Source organism: Flavobacterium rhizosphaerae, assembly GCF_046000445.1.
Taxonomy (GTDB): domain Bacteria; phylum Bacteroidota; class Bacteroidia; order Flavobacteriales; family Flavobacteriaceae; genus Flavobacterium; species Flavobacterium rhizosphaerae.
The window spans coordinates 498,943-524,538 of sequence record NZ_JBELPZ010000001.1 but is presented as its reverse complement, the minus strand read 5'-3'; the positions used below and the strand labels follow the sequence as shown (position 1 = coordinate 524,538).

Sequence of the window (25,596 nt, the reverse complement as noted above, 5' to 3'; positions counted from 1 at the left end):
AAAGAATCCCGGCAACTGCCGGGACTCCTGCATCCAACTAAAAATTACTAAAATATATGGGTAAGTCTCCCATAATGTTTTAGCATTTACTTTTTAAATATTCTGTGAGATTTTCAGAACATTATTTGTACAAATATAATTTATTATCTCACGGTTTTATTAAAAAAAATGCTGGTAAATTTATTTTTCTATATCCAAATTGTTTAAGTTAAAATTTAAATAATTCGGTATAAAAGGTTTTAATAAGCAGGCTGTTTATTTACAACCTGCCTATCAAAACTTAGGGGCCAATATTAGAAAATAAGTTTTTTGCTTACTTTACCTTTATCGCTGTTTATCTCAACAATAATCATTTGTTCCTGAGACCTTAAACCGCTTAATACGGTATGGGTGTCATTTACATTGTTAGCAGTGTATATAACCCTGCCGTGTATATCGTAAATGTTTACACTGGTCATTACAGCTTGTCCGGCATTTATATTGATGTTTCCATCCTGTTTGTAAACAATTACAGTGTTAGCATCAAAAGGTGTATCAGTACCAAGGCTGTTTCCTGCCATATATACTATTTCAAACCTGTTATCAAAAGTTCCGGCTTCACTTGTAAAAGTATACGCTTCGGCTTTAATGTCATGTGTAACGCCTAGCAGGTTATCTTTAATATAAATATCCTGGCCATCTTCAAAAATACCATCTGTATGGTCTATGGCTAAGGTAAAGTTACCTGCATTATTAGCAACATAACCTACAGGCACCACATCGGTATTTTCAAATGCAGGACGAGCCTGTATTGTCAATTCGTTACCTTCAGCAAGTGAATATAAGCTTACGTTAGTACTAGTAGACATCCTGCTTCCGTCATAACCATAATCCATACCCAGTGTAGCATCATCTTTATAACCTACTATAATTTGGTTAAATCCGTTTTGGGTATCGGTTATGTTAAGCCAAAGGCGTGATATAGTATTAAAGTTACCATCTCTAAAGAAACCTTGGTTTGCACCTGGTGTAGCTCTTCTCATACTGTTTTTAAATACAATATCGGTTGTAGAAGGCGATGTAGAAGTTTTTACATAAAATCCTTGTCCTGGTGCAATTACCCAGTTAGAAACATTTCCTGTATAATAACCAGCCTGATTCTGTCCGCCGTACTGGTAACCTGGTGTTGGTGCGCCACCAGTATCTGGTGCTCCTCCATTAGCTACAAAGCCCATAAGAGTAAGTGTAGCGTATGATGTTATTGAACCATCATTTTTCTTTCTCCAGAAATATACACCGGTATTATCACGCAGTACATTAGAGTTCTCTAAATAAAAGTCTACAAGGCTTATTGGTGATGGGTAAGGGTTACCTACACCATTACTGCGCATATCTGTTGTAGAAGCCTGTACTGTAACATCTCCATTATTAGGTACTCCGGTAAATACACCGTCAAAAGCAAGCTGATATGTTCCGGCGTTATAAGCAAGGAAGTCATTAGTAATAGGAACTCCTCCTGCTGTAGCATAAAGTTTGTTAGGCATGCGGATAAGGTAACCTACACCAGGCTGAAAGCTTTCAGAAGCCGGATCAGCTACTTGTATGTAGGCATCTTCACCATTTTCTATACCATAAGTGTAAAAACGGTTAGATAGTGTTAGCGGTGAAAAAGCCTGAAGGTTTTGTCCTGTTACTGGTGAAGACCAAAAAGTATAATCAAGCCTGAAAAGCGGATTTGCTTTTTTGTGCATAGTTATCTGGCCTGTATTAGCAACGTTATTATCCTGTACAAGTGCGCCGTTATTTTCTATTTCGAATGAGCTTGAGCTGCCAGAATTTATAGCATTAACAACATGTAAAGTACCTCCGGTTTTAACAAGTAATGAAGCACCGTTTTCTAATGTAACGCTTTTTCCACTTGCTGTGCCTGAAATAACAGGTTGATTTTGCGGTGCAACTGGTATTATAACATCATTATATGTAGTTGGTATGTTACCGCAAGACCAGTTTCCACCGGTGTTCCAGTCAGTACTGATTGCTCCAATCCATGTTGTACTTTCATTAACAACTACAGTGCTAACATCTGATGCCTCAGAACATCCACCATTTTGAGAGATAACAAATGCTCTGTAATATGATGTTGTTGTTAGGGGCTGAGTAGTATATGTTGCAGTAGTGCTGCCAAAACCTTCAGTAACATCTGCCCAGTTGTTTACACCGTTAGGTGATGTTTGCCAATGTATATTTCCTGAATATCCTGTAATAGTTAAGTTTACTGTATTACCAGCACAGATTGACTGATCGCTAGATATAGTGCCAGCCGATACAGCCGGGTCTACAGTAACTTTTATAGGGGCAGACTTGGTAGTTGTACAGGTGAAACCTGTATTATATACTTCTGCATAATAATATTTAGTACCAACTGTAAATTGTGAAGGGGTATATGTTGATGATGTTGCACCACTTATTGCAGTACCTCCTGTATTAGAGTTACTGTTGTTGCTATACCACTGATAATGAAGGTTTAATCCACTTCCGGTAACTTCTATTGTTGGTGCTATTTGATCAGCAAAACAAGCATTTATCTCAGTAGTTACTGCTTGTACTGTAGCATTAAAATATATAGGTTCTGATATTGTTGCACCAGATGGGTTTGTTATAAGGCATGTATAAGTACCTGCATCAGATAATGCAACAGGGCTGATAGTAAGTGTAGCAGAGTTAGCGCCTGATATAGTACTGCTGTTAGTAACATTTACACCATTTTTCCTCCACTGATATACAGTTTCAGTTCCTGGCGACGCTACATTTACGGTAAAAGTAGCCGTACCACCCGGACAAACTACCTGAGAAGAAGTCTGGCTTACAATTTCGGGAGAAGGTATTTGGAATGTATTACGGTTATAAGCCATAAATGCCATATCACTGGTACCACTTGGCATTACTTTAAAGTAAACTGCCTGGTCTTTATTACTTGGGTTAATACCAAAGTCTGATAATTTATAGGCTACAAGTTTTAACTCACGCGTAGTATCTCCAATATAAGTTGCTTGTGTAGGAGTAGCTGTGTTAAGCGATGTATTTGTTAAACTGAAGAAATCAGATTTATATGTTCCTACAGATGGTATAGAAGAGGTAAATTGTACCTGTACAGGGTTACCTACAATGTTTCCATTTGCATCTACAAACGAATAAACATCATAAGAGCTACTTGGGGTGGCAATCTGTGTAACTAAAATATCTGGTATGTTGTCATCAATCCCGTCTGCAACTATATTTGTTGCCTGAAACAGCATCACTGCAGATGATGGTACATTGGTTACACCTGTACCTATATCAAGGCCCCTGAAGCCATCAATCAACACATCGCGTATTGTACGGCCTGCTATATTTGATGATAATACAGTTGATGTAGCGCTACCATCAATTTTGCTTGCCATAACCAGTAGGGTAGGGTTAGAAGCATTGGCTGCTATACTGCCTTCCAGGTTATTAATAGGTAGAGCCCTAAAGTTACCAACGGTATAAGGACCAGCGCCATTATTTTGAAGCACACTTGTTATCTGGCTCTCGTTACCTGTACTATATAATGTGTTGTTATATTTAAAAGCGCAAAGGTTATGATCCAGGTCGGGCTGGTTGGCCGCATTGCTACTTGTTGTAGATGAATTCCAGTAACCGTTCCAGTCAGTAATAATTTGCGTAACTTTTGCAACCTGAGGTGTAGCCTCTGCTGCAATAAAGGTAAAAGTACTTGCAGAAGTAACTGTTCCTCCTGTTGTTGTAACTTTAATAGTGCCTGAACCAGCATTTTGCGGCACAACTGCCTTAATCTGGCTTGATGAAACATAAGTAATTTCAACGGCATTAACACCATTGAATTTAACATTAGATAAATTTGACGCCATTGCAGACGTAAAATTAGAACCTTGTATACTTACACTTGTGCGGTAAGTAACTTTGGTAGGGCTGAAACTTGAAATAGTTGGTGCCTGGGCGTAGGAAGCTGTAGCCAGGAACATTGCGAACAGTAGTAAGCACCACTGTTTGCCAATAGTAATTTTTAGCATAATAAATAAATTAAATTTTGTTTTTTTTGGGGCAAGAACATTATATGGATATATTCGTAAAATAAATATATTTATACGTATGCTCTTACGGGCTCAACAAATGTATATAATTTATTTGTTGATAATCAATGATTAATGTTAATTATTGAATATTTAAATATTATTTATATTTTAAATATTGAATTAAATATTTAGTACATAAACATGAGTTTTTTACATATTTTTCTTTCATTATGTATAGATATTATAGTGGCTTATTTTAAAATTACAATCAATACGTAAGAATAATACTCCAAATTTATTTGAGAAAATGCTAATTTTGGTGTTTATGTTAAGGTTTTATAAAAACATGTTTTTTAATGCTTTAATTCTCATATTAATAGGTATTTAGCATTTATTTATTGAAGCCTTTTTCTTGCTAAATCTATTTTATGTTTTGGTGTAAGATAAATGCAAAACCCCACCTTAAAATACATTAAGATGGGGTATGCATCCAACTAAAAAATTACTAAAATATTACAACGGTGAACCGAAGCAATTTCTTTATAGCAGTTGGTGGCTAATTGTATTTTTGGGGGAATTATATTTAAATTTTTGAAAACAGGCCCCGGCTTATAGGGCGCGGGGCCCTGATCCAACTAAAATTACTAAACAATTATAACGATTAATTCATTATAATTTTCTTTGAAACAACTTGTTGGTTTTCAAGTGTTATACGTACTATTACTACCTGTTGGGCAGTGGTTATGTCTGAAGTATTAAATTCAGTTGCTGCTATATTGTTGTTACTGCTGTATAATTGTCTTCCTAGCATATCATATACTGTTACCGAAGAAATATTTTTAGGGGCAGTAATATTTATCTGGTTGCCATTGCGGTATGCTATCACTTCGCTGTTGTTGATAACAGGAACATCAGTGCCTAATGCAGATTCGCCGGTATAAACAATTTCAAAACGGTTATCAAAAGTACCTTCATCGGTAGTGAATACATAAGCCCCTGTTTTAAGGTTGTGTGTAGTTCCTGTAAGGTTGTCTACCACATATATGTCCTGGCCAGCACTAAATACACCATCAAAGTGATCAAGGCTTAATTCATATTGCCCGGCTACTGTTGTTTTAAAACCTAATGACACTCTGTCTGTTACTTCAAATGCGCCACGGGCTTCAATTGTAAGTTTAGTAACTTCATCATTTATATTTAGGGTTGAATACAGGTTAATAGACCCCGAAGCAATCATTTTACCATCATAGCCGTTATCATAACCTTTAGAGGTTTCGGCGCTGTAACCTACCGCCATTTGGCCAAATTTATTGTTACTGCTTTTTACATTTAACCAATAGCGGCTAATGGTTTGTTCTACAGCAGCAGGGGTTTGCTCAAAATTACCTGTTTTGAAAAAGTTATTATAATTATGTTTTACCCTCATACTGTTTTTAAACACAACATCATCAGTTGTTTTTGCAGCTACAATAAAGCCTTGTGCGGTATTAATTATTGGGTCAAGTACTCCATCGCCATCCAGGTCAAGTATAAATGGATCAGCTATCAGATCATTTCCATCATTTCCATCACCCAGTGGGTTACCTCCACCAAGTGCCATGTTAGCAACATAAGCCATTTTAGTTACAGTAGAGTAGCTGGTTTCATCGCCATTGTTTGTTTTTCTCCACAACCATATTGTACCTTCAATAACATCTATATTTTCATTGATGAATTCTTTTACGCTCAATGGAGATGGGTAAGGGTTACCAATCATATTGTACCTGTAAGTCTGATCCTGATAATCAACAGGTATCCTTACATCGCCATTGTTAGGTGTACCTTCAAACGAAGCAAGAAAACTAAACCTTATGTTGCCAGCGTTATATTGAAGGTAATCATTAGTTATAGGTATTCCTCCACCTGTAGCATAAAGTTTATTAGGCATACGTATAAGGTAACCTTTACCTTTTTCAAATTTTGTAGTAAATGGGTCTACAGAGTCATAGATTTCTTCAAAGGTATTGTATACATAAAAGCGTGCTACAGGAGATGTTTGTGTTAGTGGAGAGAAATCGTGTAGCGACTGGAAATCCTGTCCTGCTACAGAAGAGCTTCCCCTGTAATCGTGTACCGGTGCCGACCATATGGTGTAGTCAAGACGTTTAAGTTTTGAGCCGTAACGTTTTACTGTAACAATACCAGTATTCTGGTCGTTTTCAAGTTGTAAAAGGGTAGTATCGCTTTCAAAAGTAAGGCTAGCGCCATCAGCAACATTTACATTGTGTTTAACAGTAGCGTTAGCAGCGTTAGTAAAATCTACATTAGCATTACCTTCAACAAATATTGAACATGCATTAAACGTTCCGCCATTCTGGGTATAGTTTCCTGTAAAAATAACATCGGTAGATAAAGCATCTGCTTCAGACATTTCAAGAGGATTACCGTTGCTCCAGCTGGTACCGTTCCATGTGGTAGAAACATCACAATATACGCCATCATTGCTTCCTGGCTCTGGCATTGTAACACTACCAAATTCATCAGCGCCTATATCTGGGGTTGTAGTACTACGTAGCTGTCCGTCGATATCTTTTGGTACAGTTGTTATATAAGCATTTGTACCTTTGTTGTTGTACTGGGCTATTGTATTTGCATAAGGGTTTACATGTAGGTCGCTGGCAGATATAAATTCTGGTAATACATCTAATGAATGTGCATCAGTAGCTGTAATGCCTTTCCATATTTCAAAATCCTGTACATAATCAGGGTTTTCATTTCCGGGAGAGCTAACATCTCCCTCTCCCCACTGGTTGGTTATATAACCAAACCTTCCGGCAGAGTAGTAAATATTATAATCTAAACCGTTAGGGAATACAGTGCCTAAAGTGTTAACGTTTTTATGTATGGTTATAGCTGTCCTTCTTACATTAGTATTAGTTTCATTATTTATAAGTATGTTGTTTTTAACATCTAGGTTAGAAACTGCATTGTTAATGTACAAGGCTGATGAATATCCGCTGCCGGGGTTAAACTGGCCTTCAGGATTATCTTTAAGGTATATAGTGTTGTTGAAAATTTTGTAGCCACCACCCGATACAACTATCATACCGTGTCCGCCGTATATTGCACCGCCACTTGTAGTACCTACTACCCTGTTGATAAAGTTGTTGGCAACAAGTATTTGTGTATCTGTAGCAGAAGACTCTAATACGATACCGGCAAAGTAAGAACCGTTATCAGCTGTTTTGGTTAAATCTTTTATGTTATTTTTAGTAATAGTACCATTTGTAGAATTACCAGATACATATACACCTGAGGCAACTAAATTTCCTCCGGTATTATCTCTGTAAAGGTTGTAGATTAAGTTTTCTGAGTAAGTAAAAACAGATACGTTATTTAAACGCGTTGGCTGCACAATTGTTTCCAGGTTGTTTTCTGCACCAAGGTCGTTTTTAGTTATTTCTACATTTGTGGTAACAGTGTTACCTCCATTTACATATACACCTTGTTTTACGTTTGTAAACTTGTTGTTTGTTACCGTAAGGTTGCTGTTATTAGCAGTAGCAGCATCGTTACTCCATGCGTTGTTTGATACGGTGTTGTTAGCAGAAAATATACCTACACAATATGCATAACTCTCATTTTTACTGATCATTTTTAAAGTACTGTTTTTAACAGTGATATGTGTAGCGCCATCTGTACCATTAGATGCAACCCATATTATAGAACGGTCTGCATAATTAGTAACATCCTCGTTGTAAAAAGTTAAGTTTCTTGTAGTTCCACCAGTAGTATTGCTTCCATCAAACGTAATATAATCGGCACCGTTAAGTTTAATAACAGTTGCTAAAGGGCTGCTGTTGCTGCCGCTTATTATTGCATTGTTACCCGGTGCAGGCTTAAATGTTACATTATTAATTGCAGTAAGGGTGTTGTTGCTGTTGATAACCAAAGGAAATGTTTCTCCTGTTGTAGTACTGTAGGTAGCATTAGTAAGTAAAAAGGTTACAGGGCCTGAAACACCATTTGCGTTTAAATAGTTAACCGCAGATGTTAAGGTTGTAAAGTTACCGCTTGTACCTACATAATATGTTCCGTTTAGGGCGCCTGATGGTGCGGTAGCTTGCACAGTAATGTTTACCGTTGCAGTAGAAGCAGGGTCTGTAGTATTGTTTATTGTGTAATTAAAGCTATCAGAGCCTACATAACCGTTAAAAGGGTTGTAAGTAATAGTTTTGTCTGTATTTACAGTAACACTACCGTGAGAAGGTGTTGTAGTTGTTAATGTTGTAACAGTGTTGGCTTTAACGTCGTTAGAAAGTACATTTATGGTTACAGGAGTATTTGGATTTGTAGTTGCAGCATCAGCGTTAGCAGTTAGCGCGGTTACAGGAACAGATGCTTTTAAAACCGGGCCAGGTACACTGCCCTCTGCGCCTTTAATTCTCCATGGAGACCAACCGCCATTAGAACAATCATAAGCAAAAATACGGATAGTTACTGTTTCTGAGGGGGCTAAAGAAACATTTGAAAAAGTACCTGTGGCTAATAAATTATCAGAATGATTAGTTTGTGCACTGTTAGGAGTATTTGTTTCAGCAATCAGTATTTCATAAGTAGAAAAACCATCTTTAGAATACCTTACTTGATACTTATTACATCCTTTTCCATCCCACCATGCATTATAGTAAAATTCAAATGAATTTAAGTTGTAGGTAGTTGTACTGTTGTTTGTGGCTGTAAATTGTATGTATTTATCTGCGTTTAAGATTGAGCTTGAAGGAAGGTTTTCAAACCGGAACCATCCATAATTCCATCCCCAATATTCCCATGAAGACGAATTAATACCACTTTTTGTAATATCTCCACCGGAAATGTTTGTTGCATTATAGGTTGGTGAAAATGAACTTCCGTCCCATTGTACCAAAGCTGTTTGAGATAGGGCAATAAAAGGCATTGCCACTAATAATAATAGTAGTTTTTTCATTTTAGTAAAATTTAAATTTTAGATAGTTAAGGGGGCTTAACTAATTTTTTGGATGCGGGTGCAAAAGTAGATACACTTTGTTAAATACTAATGCGATTTTTAATTCTTTTAAAATCTTAGTTTATTTTTAATTTACATCTGATAGATAGGGACTTAAACTATAATATCAGTTGTTTGGATCATGGTAAGGAAAATAATTTCCTTACAACATAAAGGTGTACTTTAAAAATAGCTATACGACCTGCAAAAAGATAGTTGAATGTGATTTTGTCATTTTAATAATTTTTAGTTTATACTTAATTTCTCTTGTGTAAATTAAATTTTTGGATGCATATAATTTACATTACAAATGTATGGCGCCAAGCAAAGGGTTTTGACATTTATTCGATTACTGTCTTTTGAGTGTCGATAAACGGTTAGTTATATCAGACGAACAGCGTTAAAAAAATAATGTTTGATTTAACACATTGCTTAAAAACCGAGGGCAAAGTAAAGCCATGAAACTGTAATTTGGAAGAAAAACGTATAGACAAACTATAGACAAGACAAAAAAAATAGCATTGATAATCAATGCCTTAAAGATTAAGTGCATATTTTTTGGATGAAATGCGTTAAAAAACATGCTTATTTGTGTGTAAGTAATGTTTTATGGCAGGCTAAGTAAGAGCTGATCAAAATCTTCGTCATTCTGTATTTCCATCTTCTTTTTAATGCGGTATTTTTTGGTAATAACGCTCTCGTGTGATATTTGCAACAGTGCGGCAATTTCTTTATTTGAAAGATTGAGTTTTAAAAGTGAACAAAACTCTATATCATTTTTGGTGAGTTTGGTAAATCGTGTATTTAATTCGGTAGCAAAATCCGGGTGCAGGCTGTTAAACCTTTTTTCAAATTGTTTCCAATAATCGTTTTGTTTGTTTAATTGTGCCAGTTCTTTTTTAATATCGGTGATGGTTTTATAGGCACCATCATCACAATTTTGTATTATCTGTTTAATGCTGTCCTGAAAGTTAGACATTACAAGTGCAGAAGAGGTTAACTCGCGTTGTTTTTCTTCAATAGTTTCTTTTTGCTTGGCATTTAATTCGTATTCATATAAATGCTTTTGCTCAACAATATATTTATCGGTTTCAATAGATTTTAATTCCTGCTGTTGTAATTTGTATCTAAGCCTGTAGCCTCTTAAAAGTAATAAAACAACACACAATACAGCAAGACTAACTACTATATAAAGTATCAGCATGTGCTTTTCTGTACCTATTTGCTTTGTAAGTAGTATATTGCTGGCTTCAAGGCTCATGTTTTTTTGCCGTTGCAGTGCCGTTTGAAACTTTGCCTGACTCTCCCTTATAGCGCTTTGTTTCTCATTTTCATCAATAGAATCTTTTAATGCAATGGTTTTTTCAAAAGCATCTAACGCACGCACAGGGTTATTTGTTGCTTTGTAAGTTTGGGCAGCAGCATTGCTGTATACCATTTGGTCTTCAATATTTGTTTTGTTATAAATATTGAGTTTTTCTATATGGTTTATAATATTTAAGGATTTATCATACTGTTTTTGGCTATTTAAAATACCAATATATTCTGCGCCTATGCGTAATGTATGTATTGATTTTGTTTTTTCTGTATTGTTAAAAGCTATTTCATAATACTTAAGAGCTTTATTACTATTGCCTTTTATATAATTAATATTGCCTATTTTAGAGTAACAAACCCCTATAATTTCTTCATCTCCATACTGTTTTAAGCCCTCAGCGGCTTCGCTTAGTATTTTTTGGGCTTCTTTGTACTGCTTTAAATGTATTAGGGCTTCACCCATATTAACCAGGGTGAGGTAATAGTTTTTTTCCATGCCAAAGGCCCTGAAATCTTTAATGCACTCCCGGTACATATCCAAAGCAAATTCAAAATTATTTTTTGCCAGATAGGTATTAGCCAGCTTTTGACGTACCACGGCCAGGTGTATGGTATCTTTTTCAGCCTTAAATATCTCAATAGATTTTAAAAGATATTTAACCGATGTATCATACTTTAACATGTAGTTATAGTTAGAGGCCAGTTCTCCGTAAGCTATTGCAACACCTACTTTATTTTTTTGGTCCCTATAAAACTTTAATGCTTCTTTCTGGTATTTTATGGCAGTTTGGTATTCTCCTTTATTACGATAGCCAAGGGCAAGGTTCATCAGGCTTCTTACCCTGGTTTTTGGGTAATCATTAAGGTAGGTTAATGATCTTTTTGTATAGTAAATAACAGAATCGGGCTTGCCGGTCATGCCATAATATATACCATACAAATTATATGTATTACCATATACAGTATCATGTATGTTGGGTTGCGCAAGGGTATTTTTTATAATTGCCAGCGCACTGTCAGGACTTTTATAAATAAGCCTGCGGCATTCCTGTTCAGCTTTTTTAAAATCATATTTTTGTGCAGAAGCCGTAAAAACCAGTAATAAACAAATGAGCAAAGTGCTTATTTTGCTAATTTTTTGTATAGACATATATTGAACCATTTACTTTTTGCAGTGTTCTAATTTAACAAAAAATTAAGAAATAGATTTTTTTAATCGGGTAAAAATTAAAAATTAAAAATTAAATTTTTATTAAGATGACAAGGCTGCAATTTTATCAAAAACCAAATGGTTTTCAAAACCTTTTCGGATAAGGAAACCGGCTAATTTTTGTTTCTTTTTAAGCAGGTTAGGTTCTTTTATTGTCTCCCAATGGTGCTGTGCAATACGGTTAAAAACCGCATCATACTCATCTGCGGAAATTTCTTTTAACGCCCGGTCTATATTATATATTGATATATGCCGTGCTTTAAGTTCATTAATTATGCGTAGCCTGCCCCAGTTTTTAATGTTGAATTTGCCTCGTGCAAAACTGCAGGCAAAGCGTTCTTCGTTTAAAAATCCATGCTCAATAAGGTGTGTTACAATAACATCTATAGCCTGGGGTATCATATTAAGGCTCTTGAGCTTTTTTATAACCTCTTCATGGCAACGTTCCTGGTAAGCGCAGTAATACTCCAGTTTTTTTTTGGCTTCTTCTACCGTATAGCTTTTGTACATTTGTTTTGGTGCTTTTTGTGGGCATTGCCACACTATACCGGAATGTTTAGCTTTTTGTGGGTGCGTATTACTGCCTGCTCATTTTTATAATCTATCCAGCTCTGGCCTTTATATCGCCTCATGAAACCATCAAAATGGCGCATTATGGCAATGTTATAAGCGGCTTTTATAAGATTAGAAGGTTTTCGGGGTAGCGAACGTAAACTCATAGAGAACCCCGGCGTTACATATTTCATATAATGCCAGTATCCCTCCGGCATATATAGCATTTCGCCATGTTCAAGATCTGCCACAAGGCCTTCAGCATATTGTAATGCAGGCCATTTATCAAAATCGGGATTATCAAAATCTATATCCTCCCTTGATATAAGGGCATGCGGCACTTTATAAAGATAAGGAGTTTGCTCCGGAGCAAAAAGTATGCATCTTTTTTTACCATGAAAATGAAAATGCATTATGTTGCTGAAATCTATATCATAATGTATAAAAACCTTAGAGTTTTCTCCACCAAAAAAAAGCATGGGTAATTGCTTAATGAGTTTCAGGCCCATATCCGGCCATAAAAAATCATTTTTTAAGCTGGGTACCTCCTTCATAAGATTGTACAAAAATATCCGGTAATTGGTAGGTTCTTTTTGTAACAGGTCTATATAATCGGCCATTTTCATGCGGGCATGGGCTTCATTAAAGCCGTCTTTATGAGAAACAGGCCTGTCATCATACAAGGGTACAGTTTTTTCACCTGCTATATCTTTAATATAGCCGAGTTTCCATTTATTATAGGCAGGCCACTCCCGCGTCAGGTTTTCAATAACAAGGGGTTTTTGTTTTTTTACGTAATTGTTATAAAAATCTTCCCGCGAAATGGTTTTTACACGTTCAATTTGGGTTAATTTCAAAGACATATCCTTAGAGCTGTTTAGCAACATAATATAATAAATGTTGCGAAATTGTAAGCTAAGTGCTTAAAAATAAATGATATAATTTAATTTACCGATGTTATAATAGCGTTAAGTATAACTGAAGTAAACGTTTTGGTAATTTCTTAACCCAAAGGTATAAATCTATGTTTTACAAAAAATCAAATTAACTTTTTATAAAGATTTTCCCACTATTATAATGTTATAAACCACTCACAATAATAAATTCAATCCTCCTGTTTTTAGCGTGTTCTTCGTCAGTACAATTTTCACCACAATCAATAAGCGGTTCCGTTTCTCCATATCCCTTGCTGGAAATACGCTCTTTACTAATACCTTTAGACAGTACATACTGCATGGTAGCCCTGGCCCTGTCGTCCGATAGTTTAAGGTTATATTCTTCACTGCCGCGTGTATCAGTATGGGCTTTTATGTTAATAACCATGCGCGGCCTGCTTTTCATGGCCTGCACCAGTTTATCCAGCTCTTTAGCGGCTTCGGCTGTTATAAAAGACTGGTTGTATTCAAAATAAATGTTGTTTAGCATTACTTTGCCATCTACAATAATGTTTTCTACAGGCTGCAATACCACTGTTACTTCATGATTGCCACCCTTGCCGCTAAATGATGCTGTGTTGGCAAGGTAGCCATCAGCAGTAACCTGCAAGGTATAAAACCGGTTACAATCTACATCATACTTTACTGTGCCTTTATCATTGGTTGTTTTGGTCTCAATTACATTTTGTTTATCATCGGCAATAGCTACACTGGCATCGATTATTGTTTTACCGGTTTTTGCATCGGTTACTGTTATGTTTGCATTTACACCGCAAACAGGTATGGCCATATATAAATTATCATTCCCATCTTTACCGCTTGAAAAGAAACCGATATTTTTTTCTACGTTAAAGCTAAATGCAAAATCATCCTGCGGTGAGTTAATGGGCAGCCCCACATTAACTATTTCGCCATCATCCTGGTTCAGGTCAGTAAAAAAGATATCCAGACCTCCAAAGCCTTTGTGGCCGTTAGAGGCAAAATAAAGTATATTATCATCGGTTATATAAGGATTGTTTTCAAAACCTTCGGTATTTATTTTTTTACCAAGATTTACAGGCTCACTATAATTGTCGGGGCCAAGCACATCAACTTTCCAAATATCTGTAGCGCCAACACTCCCTTTTCTGTTAGAGGCGAAATACAGCGTTTTGCCATCTTTGGTTACGGCGGGGTTACCTGTGCTGTATGATGTGCCGTTAAAAGGTAAAACTTTTACATCTCCCCACTTGCCATCTTTTTTAGTGGCTTTATATAAATATATGAGGCTTTTGCGGTCTCCGCGTCCTCTTTCAGAATCGCCTTCCCTAAAGCTTTCACTGGCAAAATACATGGTGTTGCCATCACCGGTAACTGTTGCAGGCCCATCATGGTGTCTGGTATTTAATTCTTCAATGGGTACAGGTTCAGTAAATTTTCCTGTTGCCGGGTTGTATTCGGCGGTGTATAAATCAAGATAGGGTTCTTCATTTCTTCCGTATGTCCTGCGGCTGGTATTACGGGTGCTGGTAAAGTAAAATGTGTTATTATCATTTAGCACCCCGCCAAACGAACCGTATTTTTTATCATTGATATCCAGCTTTTTTTCGTCAAAAAGTTTGGTCTGGCTTTTTAATTTGGGTAAATAATTAGGATCCTGGTTAAAAATAACAGCACGCTGGTCTTTAGGTACTAATTTTGCAAAGGCCTGCATTTGTTTGTTTGCTTCTTCATAACGGCCTTCAGCCTTTAACATTTGCGCGTAGCGGTAGTAGGTTTCGGCATCCTGGGTGGTTTTTACCGCCTGGGCATACCATTTTGCGGCCTCTTTGCTGTTAAATACATTATAATAGCTGTCCCCAAGCATTTTATATACATAAGGCGTTTTATCTTTTACATCCAGATAGGCCCTGGCTGCATCCACGTACTCAAAACGGGCATAGAGTTTATCAGCTGCTGCAGTGTTTTTGTCCTGGGCCATAGTGCTATACAGGCCACTAATTAAAAATATAAATGTGAGGTAAGTGTTCTTCATCGGTATAACAGCTGTTTATCGGTTAATGCTGCCAGAGAGGGTTATCTGTTTACTTTAGTAAAGAGCAAAATATCCGGCAGGTAGGTAATTACTTTGTAAAAAAAATAAAATTCAGTTAAATAGTACGCATTTTTCAGGTTTTTTTTACTGTATTACATGTATTTAACATTAAGCATAAATTGTTTTGCCTGTTACATTAAAAAAAACAGGCTGCCAAGTGGCAGCCTATTCTATATATATCTGGTACATTTATATTTGTTTTCCTGAAGCTTTCAGGTTACGTTCAATGACATGACCGGGGCGACTCCATTTTGGTTTTTCGCCCAGTGGCTGGTATTGAGATTCGGTAGCCTCTACAGTTTTTGGCTGTGTTACTTTAGTGAAAGGTTTTTGCGGGATAAGGCCGAGCATTTCAAACATTTTCATGTCTTCATTAACATCGGGGTTGGGGGTAGTAAGCAATTTGTCTCCCGCAAATATAGAGTTTGCACCGGCAAAAAAGCACATGGCCTGGCCTTCGCGGCTCATTTGTGTGCGCCCGGCCGAAAGCCTTACCTGTGTTTGCGGCATAACAATACGGGTAGTGGCTACCATACGTATCATATCCCATATTTCTACAGGTTTTTCGTCTGCCATAGGGGTACCCTCAACAGCTACCAATGCATTTATAGGCACCGATTCCGGCTGGGGGCTTAAAGATGCCAGTGCTACGAGCATACCCGCACGGTCTTCTACACTTTCTCCCATACCTATAATACCGCCGCTGCATACCGTTACGTTGGTTTTGCGCACGTTTTCTATGGTTTGCAGGCGGTCTTCAAAACCGCGTGTAGATATTACTTCTTTATAATAATCTTCTGATGTGTCCAGATTGTGGTTATAAGCGTATAAGCCGGCTTCGGCAAGGCGTTTTGCTTGGGTTTCGGTAAGCATGCCCAGTGTGCAGCATACCTCCATATCCAGTTTATTAATGGTGCGCACCATTTCCAGCACCTGGTCAAACTCAGGGCCATCTTTTACGTTGCGCCATGCCGCGCCCATACACACGCGGGATGATCCGCCGGCCTTAGCACGCAAAGCCTGCGCCTTTACAGTTTGTACCGTCATCAGGTCGTTACCTTCTACATTGGTATGGTAGCGGGCTGCCTGCGGGCAATAGCCGCAATCTTCGGGGCAGCCGCCTGTTTTAATACTTATAAGGGTGCTTACCTGTACCACATTAGGGTCGTGGTTTTGGCGGTGTATAGTGGCTGCTTCAAAAAGCAGGTCCATTAAAGGTTTATTATATAGTGATATAATTTCTTCTTTGGTCCAGTTGTGCCTTATCATGCTCATACTCGTGGAAATTTAAAGGCTCAAAAATAACCAATTTCCAGTAAAAGCATCCCTGTTTAGTATAAAGATTTAATGACTTACGTGGCGTACATCATCTACTTCGTTGATTTTCTCTACTTTATCTTTCCAGTATTGCATTAGTGCAAAAGATACTATAGCAGTGGCTGCAAGCCCTTCAAGAGTTAATCCGAAAGCAAACTGGTAGATAGAAGGTTTACCTGCAAAAATGTATTTTTCTACAAAATGGTGCAAATATTCGTCTCCACCTTTATATTCAACATAGCCAATAAAGCTTAACACTGTAAGCGCTAAACTTACAACACCTGTAAGAAAGGCAGACTTAATATTGGTTAAATAACCGTAAATATGCTCGTCATAATTTTGTTTGATGGTGCGGTTAATACCATAAATAACAAATATGAAATTAAATAACCTGAGCCATACATTATCAGACATTCCAAACATTTCCATAAGTAGGAAAAAGGCAGCTATAGCTATATAAATTATTACACCGTTTATAATAACTCTTGAAATTTTCATAGTTCTTGTTTTTGTATTGATATTTAGTTTTATTGAATAATTTCTTAAAAATAACAGCACCGCAGGTGCCTGCCAAGTATTGGCTTTACCTGCAATATGTTACCCGAATTTAGCCATAATATGGCAGATATTAATATGAATTAATAAAACTTTAATACAACAAGTATGATTAAATTAAGAGATAGGTTAAATGTTTTATTTTATGATATTGCCGTTTTTATCATATAATAAAATCCAGTCGCAATGAGAAAAATAGTCCCATTTTGCTGATGCAAGATCAGTTTTATGGTCTATAAGCCTGTGGTATGGCCCCATGTTAATGCTGGCATGGCTATCGGCATATACGGCTACCTCTTTGCCCTGTGCGTTAAACTCCTGCTTAATGAGTTGTGCCGTTTGCCAAATCATGTCTGGCTTGGTTACCATTCCGTTGCGCTGCTTTGCAGTAAGCCGGTGGTTGATAGGGTAAAATAATTCTTTTCCTGTGGCTTTATCAATTACCTTAAAGTGTGTATGGCCGTTCCTGTTGCGCAACATCATGCGCCAGCTAAGGCGGTGGCCTTCTTCCGTCCAGAGTACATCACCTTTTATAAGATGGTGGCGCAAAGGCAAAATAAGTTGTATAATAATATAAGGTATAAAAAAACAATACAGTATGTTTTTATATTCATAAGTTGTATTGCCTTGTATAACAGGCGGCTTTTTACGAAAGAAGATTTTGCGTATTTTTTCGGGAGGGTAAAAAAATACAACAAAGCTTAACGCAAAAAAGGGGAAAATACCAATTTGCAAGGTAATGCTGTTGAATAGGTGGAAAATGAGCGATGCCACAAAAGCTATAGTCCTGGTTTTTTTAAACAGGAGTAAGGGTACCACAAGCAAATCAAAAGCAATGCCGGCATAAGCAATAAAAAGGTAAAACCATTTTTGGATAAATATGTTATGCAGTGTGGTATTGGTTACAGCACGTTCCAAAAGGTTTTTTGTAAATGTGCCGTCTAACCAGCCGGGATAAAATTTTGCTATAGTGGCAAAAAAGTATACTATGGTTACCTGCACTATCATAACCCAGGAGCACCACGCAGGCATGGTAAGTTTTTTTATGCGGGGGTTACGTACAGCATCTACAGAGGCATAGCGGTGTGCCGGAAGAAAAAACATAATGAGGCATACCAGCATAAGCAGGTAATAATGGTTGTTATAAGAGGTTTTTTGCACAAAGTAAGAGCCTGCCCACATAACAGTAAACAACCCGATACTGAAACGATATTTAAACCCGGCCATAACCATAAGCCCCAATAGCCCCATAATTACAAAATAATAATACATGCCGTAGCCGGGCAGGGGCTGTAACCACTGCATGCCAATATGCGAAAAGGTAACCTGGGGGGTTACCATATTTTCTTTAACCCATCCGGTGGCAATGGCGCCAAAGCATTCGCATGCCAGTAAAAAGCCTAAAAATATGCGGAATAATACCAAAGGGGCATTGTCTATTTCTGCAAAAAGGCGGTTTTTCATAGCTGGTTCTGGTTAAAGTAATGCAAGGTATCCTCTTTATCCTTTTTTAATTGCTCTTTAAGCGCATCAACCGATTCAAATTTTTGTTCATCGCGTAACCTGTAATGCAGGCTCACGGTAATATCTTTATTATATAAATCTTCGTCAAAATCAAAAAAATGGGCTTCAATCATGCGTGTTGTGCCATCAACAGTGGGGCGTATTCCTATATTCATCATGCCCAGCACCGTTTTATCGCCCAGCGGTGCAGATACGGCGTATACTCCGTTAGACGGGATAAGCTTGTACTCTTCGCTTACTTTAATATTAGCCGTAGGGAAACCAATAGTGCGCCCCAGTTGCTTGCCGCTAACTACGCTTCCGTTTATAAAATAGGGGTAGCCTAAATATTTGTTGGCCGTTTTTATATGGCCTTCGTTTAAGGCACTCCTTATTTTTGTGCTGCTTACCGAAACTTCATTTACCTCAAGCGCCGAAATTTCTTCCACTTCAAAACCATATTGTTCCCCAAACCGTTTCAGGTCATTAATATCGGCAGTGCGGTTACGCCCAAAGCGGTGGTCATACCCTATAATTATTTTTTGTGTTTGTAGCTTATCTACCAGTATATCACTCACAAATTCTTCCGCCGTCAGGCGTGAAAATTCGTGGCTAAAGGGATGTATAATCAGGTTGTCTATACCAAAATTTTCAAGCAGGTGCGCTTTTTCGGCCATGGTGTTTAGTAACCTTATATCGGTATTTTGCTGCAATACCATGCGCGGATGCGGAAAAAAAGTGAGCACCAGGCTTTCGTAACCGGTTGCCTGGCTGCTTTTTATGAGCTTTTCAAGAATGCTTTTGTGCCCTTTGTGTACACCGTCAAAAGTGCCAAGGGTAACAATGGTGGGCCTTGCAGGTATAAATTCCTGTAATGAGTTATACGTTTTCAATCGAAATATTTATATCGCAAATTTAAATATATGCAGCAAAACAGGCATAAGAGTTACTTTTTTTTTAATGAAATTATGTTTTTTATAACGGTACAGGCTGTTTTGTAACTGTAAATAAGATAATTTAAGATTTTATAATGGGCTTTATTGGTTAAATTTGTAGGTACTATTTTTTAATACTATAAAAATGAAAAGAATTTTATTATTACTCATTGTTGTTTTTACGGTAATAAATGGATATGCCCAAAACAGGTTTTGGAGGATGGCTGCCGAAAATGACCTGAGCACTTCAAAAAAAACAGAGCGGACTTCAATTCCTTCAGCTTATAATTTAATGAGCCTAGACCTTAACGCTTTTAAAGAAGCCTTGCAATATGCCCCTTTAAGAAATTCGGGTAGTACATCATCCCTTATCCTTCCTTTTCCTGACGGGAGCGGCAACCTGCAGCATTTCAGGATTTATGAGGCGCCCGTATTACAACGGGAACTTAGCGCACAGCACCCGTACATAAAATCGTACTCAGGGCAGGGGATAGAGCATCCTGAAGCTACCATACGCTTTAGTGTAACTATTTTTGGTTTGCATGCCATGCTGCTTTCTACAAATGGTACGGTGTACACTGACCCTTATACCACAGACCTTAAAAATTATATTGTATACAAAAAGGCATCGCTTACAGCACCGCATGCTTTTGGGTGCGAGGTTACGAGCCAAACGGGTAACACCGCAGGAAAATTGGGTAACCCGCAATTTACCACAATGTCTGACGATGGTTATTTCAGGACCTACCGCCTGGCAATGGCCTGTACCGTAGAGTATGCAGCCTACCATATAAGCGCCGCGGGGTTAAACAGTGGCACGCTGGCACAAAAAAAAGCAGCAGTACTTGCTGCCATGAGTGTTACCATGACCCGGGTAGATGGCGTGTATGAAAGGGATATGGCCCTGACAATGGAAATTATACCGAACAATGAAGACATTATTTTTATAACCTCTGATGAGCTTAATAATAACAATGCTAATATCCTTATTAACCAGATACAGGGTGTTATAGATGATGCTGTTGGTTTTAATAATTATGATATAGGTCATGTAGTAAGTACAGGAGCCGGGGGGCTGGCCTCTCTTGGGTGTGTATGTACAACATATAAGGCACAGGGGGTTACAGGTAGCCCTGCCCCTGTTGGAGACCCTTATGATATTGATTATGTAGCCCATGAAATGGGCCACCAGTTTGGCGCTAATCATACGTTTAACGGCAATACCGGCAGTTGTAATAATAATGCAAACCCTTCTACAGCGGTAGAGCCGGGCAGCGGCAGCACTATTATGGCGTATGCAGGTATATGCCCTGGAGCCAACGTGCAGAGTAATTCTGATGATTATTTCCATACGGTAAGTATTACCCAAATGCAAAATTATATTAGCGGTACCGGTTGTGCCGAAGAAACAATAATAACTAATACACCCCCGGTTATAGGAGACTTGCCTTCTTACAGTATACCTAAAAGTACTGCTTTTGTTTTAACAGGCACGGCTACCGATGTAGACGGGGATGAGCTTACCTATACCTGGGAGCAGACAAATGCCAATGGTGTACAGGTATCTACACCTTCGGCTACCGCTACCAGCGGGCCAAACTTTCGGTCATTACCGCCATCAGAATCGCCTGTACGATATTTGCCCTCTTTTAGCGATGTGCTTAACGGCAACCTTACCCCAACATGGGAAGTAGTGCCTGCTGTAGGGCGCACCCTTACCTTTGCTTTTACAGTAAGGGATAATGCCGTTTTTGGGGCACAGACTGCAACACAAAACACATCGGTTATAGTAAAAAATACAGCAGGGCCTTTTAAAGTTACTTCTCAAAACGAAGAAGATACAATATGGACAGAAGGTACCCAGCAGGTTATTACCTGGGATGTGGCTGGTACTACGGCAAACGGTATAAATACATCTGCCGTAAATATACTCATGTCTGTAAACGGAGGGGAAAGTTTTGATTATGTACTGGCAGCCAATACCCCTAATGACGGATCGGAGGTTATTACGGTTCCGGAGGCACAGGGCGCTTACTGCCGTATTATGGTTCAGGCTGTGGGTAATATATATTATGCAGTAAATGAGGTGCCATTTTCTATAGGGTATACGTTAGTAACCGCTTGCGAAACGTATGAAAACAATACCGTAAAGGCTATACAGGATGCTGCAAATGATTACCAGACATCAGCTATTTTTATAAGCGATGATGTTGATATAACATCAATAAATATAGGGGTAGATATTACCCATACACGTATTGGGGATTTACTGCTTGCGGTACTTAGCCCGCAAAACACACAGGTTGCCTTATGGAACCTGAACTGCAGTACCAGCGATGACCTTAATGTGCTTTTTACGGATTCCGGAAATACCGTTACCTGCGATAGCCCCACTACGGGGGATGTATTGCCTTATGAAAGCCTTGCCGCGATTGAGGGGCAATCATCCGGAGGATACTGGGTGCTTGGTTTTGCAGATATTTATGCACAAAATACAGGTACCTTAAATTCGTGGTATGTTGAAATATGTTCTAAAACATCAGTGCCATTAGATGCAGCACAATTTATGCTAACCGATTTTATGCTGTACCCTAACCCTAACAACGGTGAATTTACCATACAGTTTACTGCTGCAACACAGGGCGAGGTTGAGGTATATGTTAATGATATACGTGGCAGGAAGGTGTTTGGGCAAACGTATAATAATAGCGGCCTGTTTTCCCGCAATATAAACCTTGGGGCAGTACAGCAGGGTGTTTACCTGGTAACGGTACAACAGGGCGAGCGTAAAGAAGTACGTAAAATTGTAATTAAGTAATTACTTCCCTTTTAATAAATAAGTAAGAGCGCCCAAAGGCGCTCTTACTTATTTAAACTTTGCAATGACCTGTTGGGTTAATTGCCCGTCTATAATATCATCCGGCAATTGAATGGTAAGCAGGTTACCATGTAATGTAATGGTGCCACTTTGTGGTTTATAATAACCGGCTTTTCCCCGGCAAAAACACATAACCCCAAATAACGCCTTTGCTTCTTTTAAGCGAATCCCTTCCTTTAAGGCAGTTAATGAACTATCAGTTTCAAAAATTACCTCCTCATTATAAAAATCATCCTGGTAATCGGGATTACGTTTTTTACTATATGTATATTTTACTACCAGCATGCCGGGGGTATCGGTTATTTCATAATACGGGCGGTTTGTGGCCGTATCTGTTTTTATAGCCAGGCCTTTGTTGTGCAGTATCTCAAGGGTACACTCTCCTTGTGGCGGGCATTCACTTTCAAGGATATAATCATCCGTCAACCCCTTACCCGTAGCACAAGAAAAAAAGATAAGCGGCAATATCAATAACAGTAGTTTATTCATAGCCTGTTTGTTTCAAACTAAAGTAGTATTTTTTGGCCAAAATGTGAACGATTTCTACTTTCCGTTAAAGGTGCTCATGGTATTGGCAAGTCCGCTAAGGGTAAATTCCCGTACGGCATCGGCAGATTTATCCAGCCTTTCTGGCAGGGCAGATTTTTCTTCTTCGTCCCATTCGCCAAGCACATAATTTACCTGTTGCCCCTTTTTGAACTGGTCGCTTATCCCGAAACGGAAACGGGCATATTCGGTACTATTTAATGTTAACTGAGTGTTTTTTAGTCCGTTATGTCCGCCGTCACTTCCTTTTGCCTTAATGCGTATGGTTCCAAAAGGTATATTGAGGTCATCTGTTACCACCAGCAAATTTTCCTTCGGAATATTTTCTTTATCCAGCCAGTACTTTACCGCCTTACCGCTAAGGTTCATGTAGGTGTTGGGCTTTAGTAAAATTAGTGTACGGCCTTTAAGTTTATATTCTGCTACCTGACCCAGCTTGGCGGTAGAAAAATCAATCCCTTCCTGTTGGGCGATGTGGTCAAGTATTTTAAAACCAATATTATGGCGTGTATTTACATATTCGGCACCGGGGTTGCCCAGCCCTGCAATAAGAAACTTCTTCATGGGATCGGAGAATTCTTTTTCTTTTTTGGCAAACAGTTTGGTGAGCCATTTCATGATGCAAAGATACGATATTTTGGCAGTTGGATTTTTTTTGGATGATTAGGTTTGTCAAATAATCATAAAAAAAGCGCCCCCGTTGAGGAGCGCTTTTGATATATTCTGGAAAAGATAAATTATTTTTTCTTTCCTTTTGCAGGAGCTTTTGCAGCTTTTGCAGCTTCTTGAGCAGCTTTCATAGCAGCACGAGATATACGTATTTGTATCACCACAGTGTTATCCGGGTGAAGCAATTTGTAGTTTTCGCTAGCCAGTTTGGTAACATAAAGTTTTTGGCCCATCTCTAATCCTGAGATGTTAGCTTCTACATAATCAGGTAGGTCTGCAGGAAGTGCACGCACTTTAAGTTTACGCTGGTTAAGGCGTAGCACACCACCGGCAAGTACACCTGGAGAAGTGCCGGTAACTTTTACTGGAACCTCCATAGTGATTTCTTTATCCTCGTGTAGTTGGAAAAAGTCAACATGAAGGATTTTGTCACTTACAGGGTGAAACTGGATGTCTTGTTGTACAGCATTAAATTTTTTGCCGTTTTCAAGCTCAATTACTACTGTGTGTACATTGGGAGTGTAAACCAGGTTTTTAAAAGCTTTTTCCTCTGCAATAAAATGTACTGGCTGATCTCCTCCGTATAACACGCAAGGAACCATTCCAGCATTACGTGCCGTACGCGTTGCCGCCTTACCCACGCTTTCTCTTTCAGATCCTTTGATCGTAATTGATTTCATTTGAATAATATATAATTAATAAAAAAAGTTACTTATTGTAAAAACTTACTGCTTATAGAGTTGTTGTTTTGCACCATGTGCATAACTTCGGCAAAAAGGTCGGCACAACTTACTACCCTTATTTTAGGTGACTGTTGTTTAAGGGGTATGCTATCAGTAACAATCAACTCTTTTAATTGCGAATTTTCAATTTTTTCATACGCACCCCCGCTTAATATGGCATGTGTACAAATAGCACGTACACTAACGGCACCACGCTCCATCATCAGGTCGGCTGCTTTGGTAAGGGTTCCGCCTGTGTCTATCATATCATCTACCAGTACTATATTTTTTCCGGTAACATCACCAATAACTTCCATAGTATCAATCTTATTGGCTTCTTTACGCTGCTTGTAGCATATAACCACGTCTGATCCTAAAAATTTGGAGTAGGCATAAGCCCTTTTACTACCTCCCATATCTGGTGAGGCTATGGTTAGGTTTTCCAGGTTCATGGCTTTAACGTGCGGTACAAATATAGTAGACGCAAACAGGTGGTCAACCGGTTTTTCAAAAAAGCCCTGTATCTGGTCAGCATGCAGGTCCATCGTCATTATCCTTGTTGCCCCGGCCGATTCTAACAGCTTTGCTACCAGTTTTGCCCCTATGGGCACACGTGGTTTGTCTTTCCTGTCCTGTCTGGCCCATCCAAAATAAGGCATTACAGCTGTTATGTGCCTTGCCGAAGCCCTTTTGGCTGCATCTATCATAAGCAGCAGTTCCATAAGGTTATCTGCATTAGGAAAGGTGGAACAAACCAAAAACACCCTTAACCCTCGTATTGATTCTTCAAAAGATGGCTGAAATTCTCCGTCGCTATAATGGGCAAGCGACACTTTTCCAAGCGGCACGCCATATTTTTCTGCTATTTTTTCAGCAAGATAGGTGCTTTGGGTAGAAGAGAAAATCTTTGCATCCGGCTCAAAATAAGACATTTCAATAGGTTGTTTAGTAGTATGTTAGTGTTGTGTTTATAAACAGGGTGCAAATTTAGAAATTTAATTTTACAGAGAAAGTAATTTATCATCTATTTTTAATGCTATTAAATATAATTTTTTAAATTTGCACCCACAAAGCAGTAATGCCTGGATGGCGGAATTGGTAGACGCGCACGACTCAAACTCGTGTACTACGGTGTGTGGGTTCGATTCCCACTCCAGGTACTTAAAAACCTCAACAATTTAATGTTGAGGTTTTTTGTTTATAAGTTTAGCCAACATTTAGCCAACAACTTGAAAAAAGGCATGTGAAATAATAACCTGCCGATTTTTAGCGCGTTCTTCTAGTACCAGCCTTTCGTTCATTCCCTCAATAATATCACCCCTTAAC

At 38.3% G+C, this 25,596-nt stretch carries 15 protein-coding genes and 1 tRNA gene; 2 read left to right on the top strand and 14 right to left on the bottom strand.

From position 1 onward, the window contains the following. Window positions 1-293: 293 nt before the first annotated feature. From ABS766_RS02255 to ABS766_RS02210, 10 genes are all read right to left on the bottom strand, one after another. Entirely contained in the window at window positions 294-4,049 is a 3,756-nt protein-coding gene (locus ABS766_RS02255) for an immunoglobulin domain-containing protein (RefSeq protein ID WP_408083464.1), read from the bottom strand. A gap of 664 nt (window positions 4,050-4,713) precedes the next feature. Then, window positions 4,714-9,018: a T9SS sorting signal type C domain-containing protein gene (locus tag ABS766_RS02250; RefSeq protein WP_408083463.1), complete on the bottom strand. Its 4,305-nt coding sequence runs from the start codon at window positions 9,016-9,018 to the stop codon at window positions 4,714-4,716. A 646-nt stretch (window positions 9,019-9,664) separates the two neighbouring features. Then, entirely contained in the window at window positions 9,665-11,524 is a 1,860-nt protein-coding gene (locus ABS766_RS02245) for a tetratricopeptide repeat protein (RefSeq protein WP_408083462.1), read from the bottom strand. A 102-nt stretch (window positions 11,525-11,626) separates the two neighbouring features. Beyond that, window positions 11,627-12,094 (bottom strand): regulatory protein RecX, encoded by a 468-nt coding sequence (locus ABS766_RS02240; RefSeq protein ID WP_408083461.1) that lies wholly within the window; start codon window positions 12,092-12,094, stop codon window positions 11,627-11,629. A 32-nt stretch (window positions 12,095-12,126) separates the two neighbouring features. Next, entirely contained in the window at window positions 12,127-12,999 is an 873-nt protein-coding gene (locus tag ABS766_RS02235; protein ID WP_408083460.1) for a cupin-like domain-containing protein, read from the bottom strand. A gap of 217 nt (window positions 13,000-13,216) precedes the next feature. Beyond that, a complete protein-coding gene (locus ABS766_RS02230; protein WP_408083459.1) occupies window positions 13,217-15,085 on the bottom strand; it encodes an OmpA family protein in 1,869 nt (622 codons plus the stop codon). A gap of 249 nt (window positions 15,086-15,334) precedes the next feature. Beyond that, window positions 15,335-16,420 carry a biotin synthase BioB gene (gene bioB, locus ABS766_RS02225; RefSeq protein ID WP_408083458.1) on the bottom strand — a complete coding sequence of 362 codons (1,086 nt, stop codon included), beginning with the start codon at window positions 16,418-16,420 and terminating at the stop codon, window positions 15,335-15,337. A 69-nt stretch (window positions 16,421-16,489) separates the two neighbouring features. After that, window positions 16,490-16,960, bottom strand: coding sequence for a hypothetical protein (locus ABS766_RS02220; protein WP_408083457.1), 471 nt, complete (start codon window positions 16,958-16,960; stop codon window positions 16,490-16,492). 195 nt (window positions 16,961-17,155) lie between these two features. Continuing rightward, complete coding sequence (locus tag ABS766_RS02215; protein WP_408083456.1) at window positions 17,156-18,481, bottom strand: HTTM domain-containing protein; 1,326 nt, start codon at window positions 18,479-18,481, stop codon at window positions 17,156-17,158. After that, a complete protein-coding gene (locus ABS766_RS02210) occupies window positions 18,478-19,413 on the bottom strand; it encodes a bifunctional riboflavin kinase/FAD synthetase (protein WP_408083455.1) in 936 nt (311 codons plus the stop codon). The genes ABS766_RS02215 and ABS766_RS02210 overlap by 4 nt, the downstream gene beginning before the upstream one ends. A 187-nt stretch (window positions 19,414-19,600) precedes the next feature. Between ABS766_RS02210 and ABS766_RS02205 the strand changes: the two genes are divergently transcribed. Continuing rightward, on the top strand, window positions 19,601-22,273 hold the full coding sequence (locus ABS766_RS02205; RefSeq protein WP_408083454.1) for a zinc-dependent metalloprotease: 2,673 nt from the start codon (window positions 19,601-19,603) through the stop codon (window positions 22,271-22,273). A gap of 48 nt (window positions 22,274-22,321) precedes the next feature. On the opposite strand, the gene ABS766_RS02200 is transcribed toward ABS766_RS02205, so the two are convergent. The 4 genes from ABS766_RS02200 to ABS766_RS02185 all read right to left on the bottom strand — a co-directional run bounded on the left by ABS766_RS02200 (window position 22,322) and on the right by ABS766_RS02185 (window position 25,202). Then, window positions 22,322-22,822, bottom strand: a complete 501-nt coding sequence (locus ABS766_RS02200; RefSeq protein WP_408083453.1) for a hypothetical protein — start codon at window positions 22,820-22,822, stop codon at window positions 22,322-22,324. Between the two features lie 54 nt (window positions 22,823-22,876). After that, window positions 22,877-23,497: an aminoacyl-tRNA hydrolase gene (pth, locus tag ABS766_RS02195; RefSeq protein WP_408083452.1), complete on the bottom strand. Its 621-nt coding sequence runs from the start codon at window positions 23,495-23,497 to the stop codon at window positions 22,877-22,879. 119 nt (window positions 23,498-23,616) lie between these two features. Next, window positions 23,617-24,228: a 50S ribosomal protein L25/general stress protein Ctc gene (locus ABS766_RS02190; RefSeq protein ID WP_408083451.1), complete on the bottom strand. Its 612-nt coding sequence runs from the start codon at window positions 24,226-24,228 to the stop codon at window positions 23,617-23,619. A gap of 32 nt (window positions 24,229-24,260) precedes the next feature. Next, window positions 24,261-25,202 (bottom strand): ribose-phosphate pyrophosphokinase, encoded by a 942-nt coding sequence (locus tag ABS766_RS02185; protein ID WP_408083450.1) that lies wholly within the window; start codon window positions 25,200-25,202, stop codon window positions 24,261-24,263. 148 nt (window positions 25,203-25,350) lie between these two features. Here ABS766_RS02185 and ABS766_RS02180 point away from each other — a divergent pair. Further along, window positions 25,351-25,430 (top strand) — tRNA-Leu (locus ABS766_RS02180). Window positions 25,431-25,596: the final 166 nt, after the last annotated feature.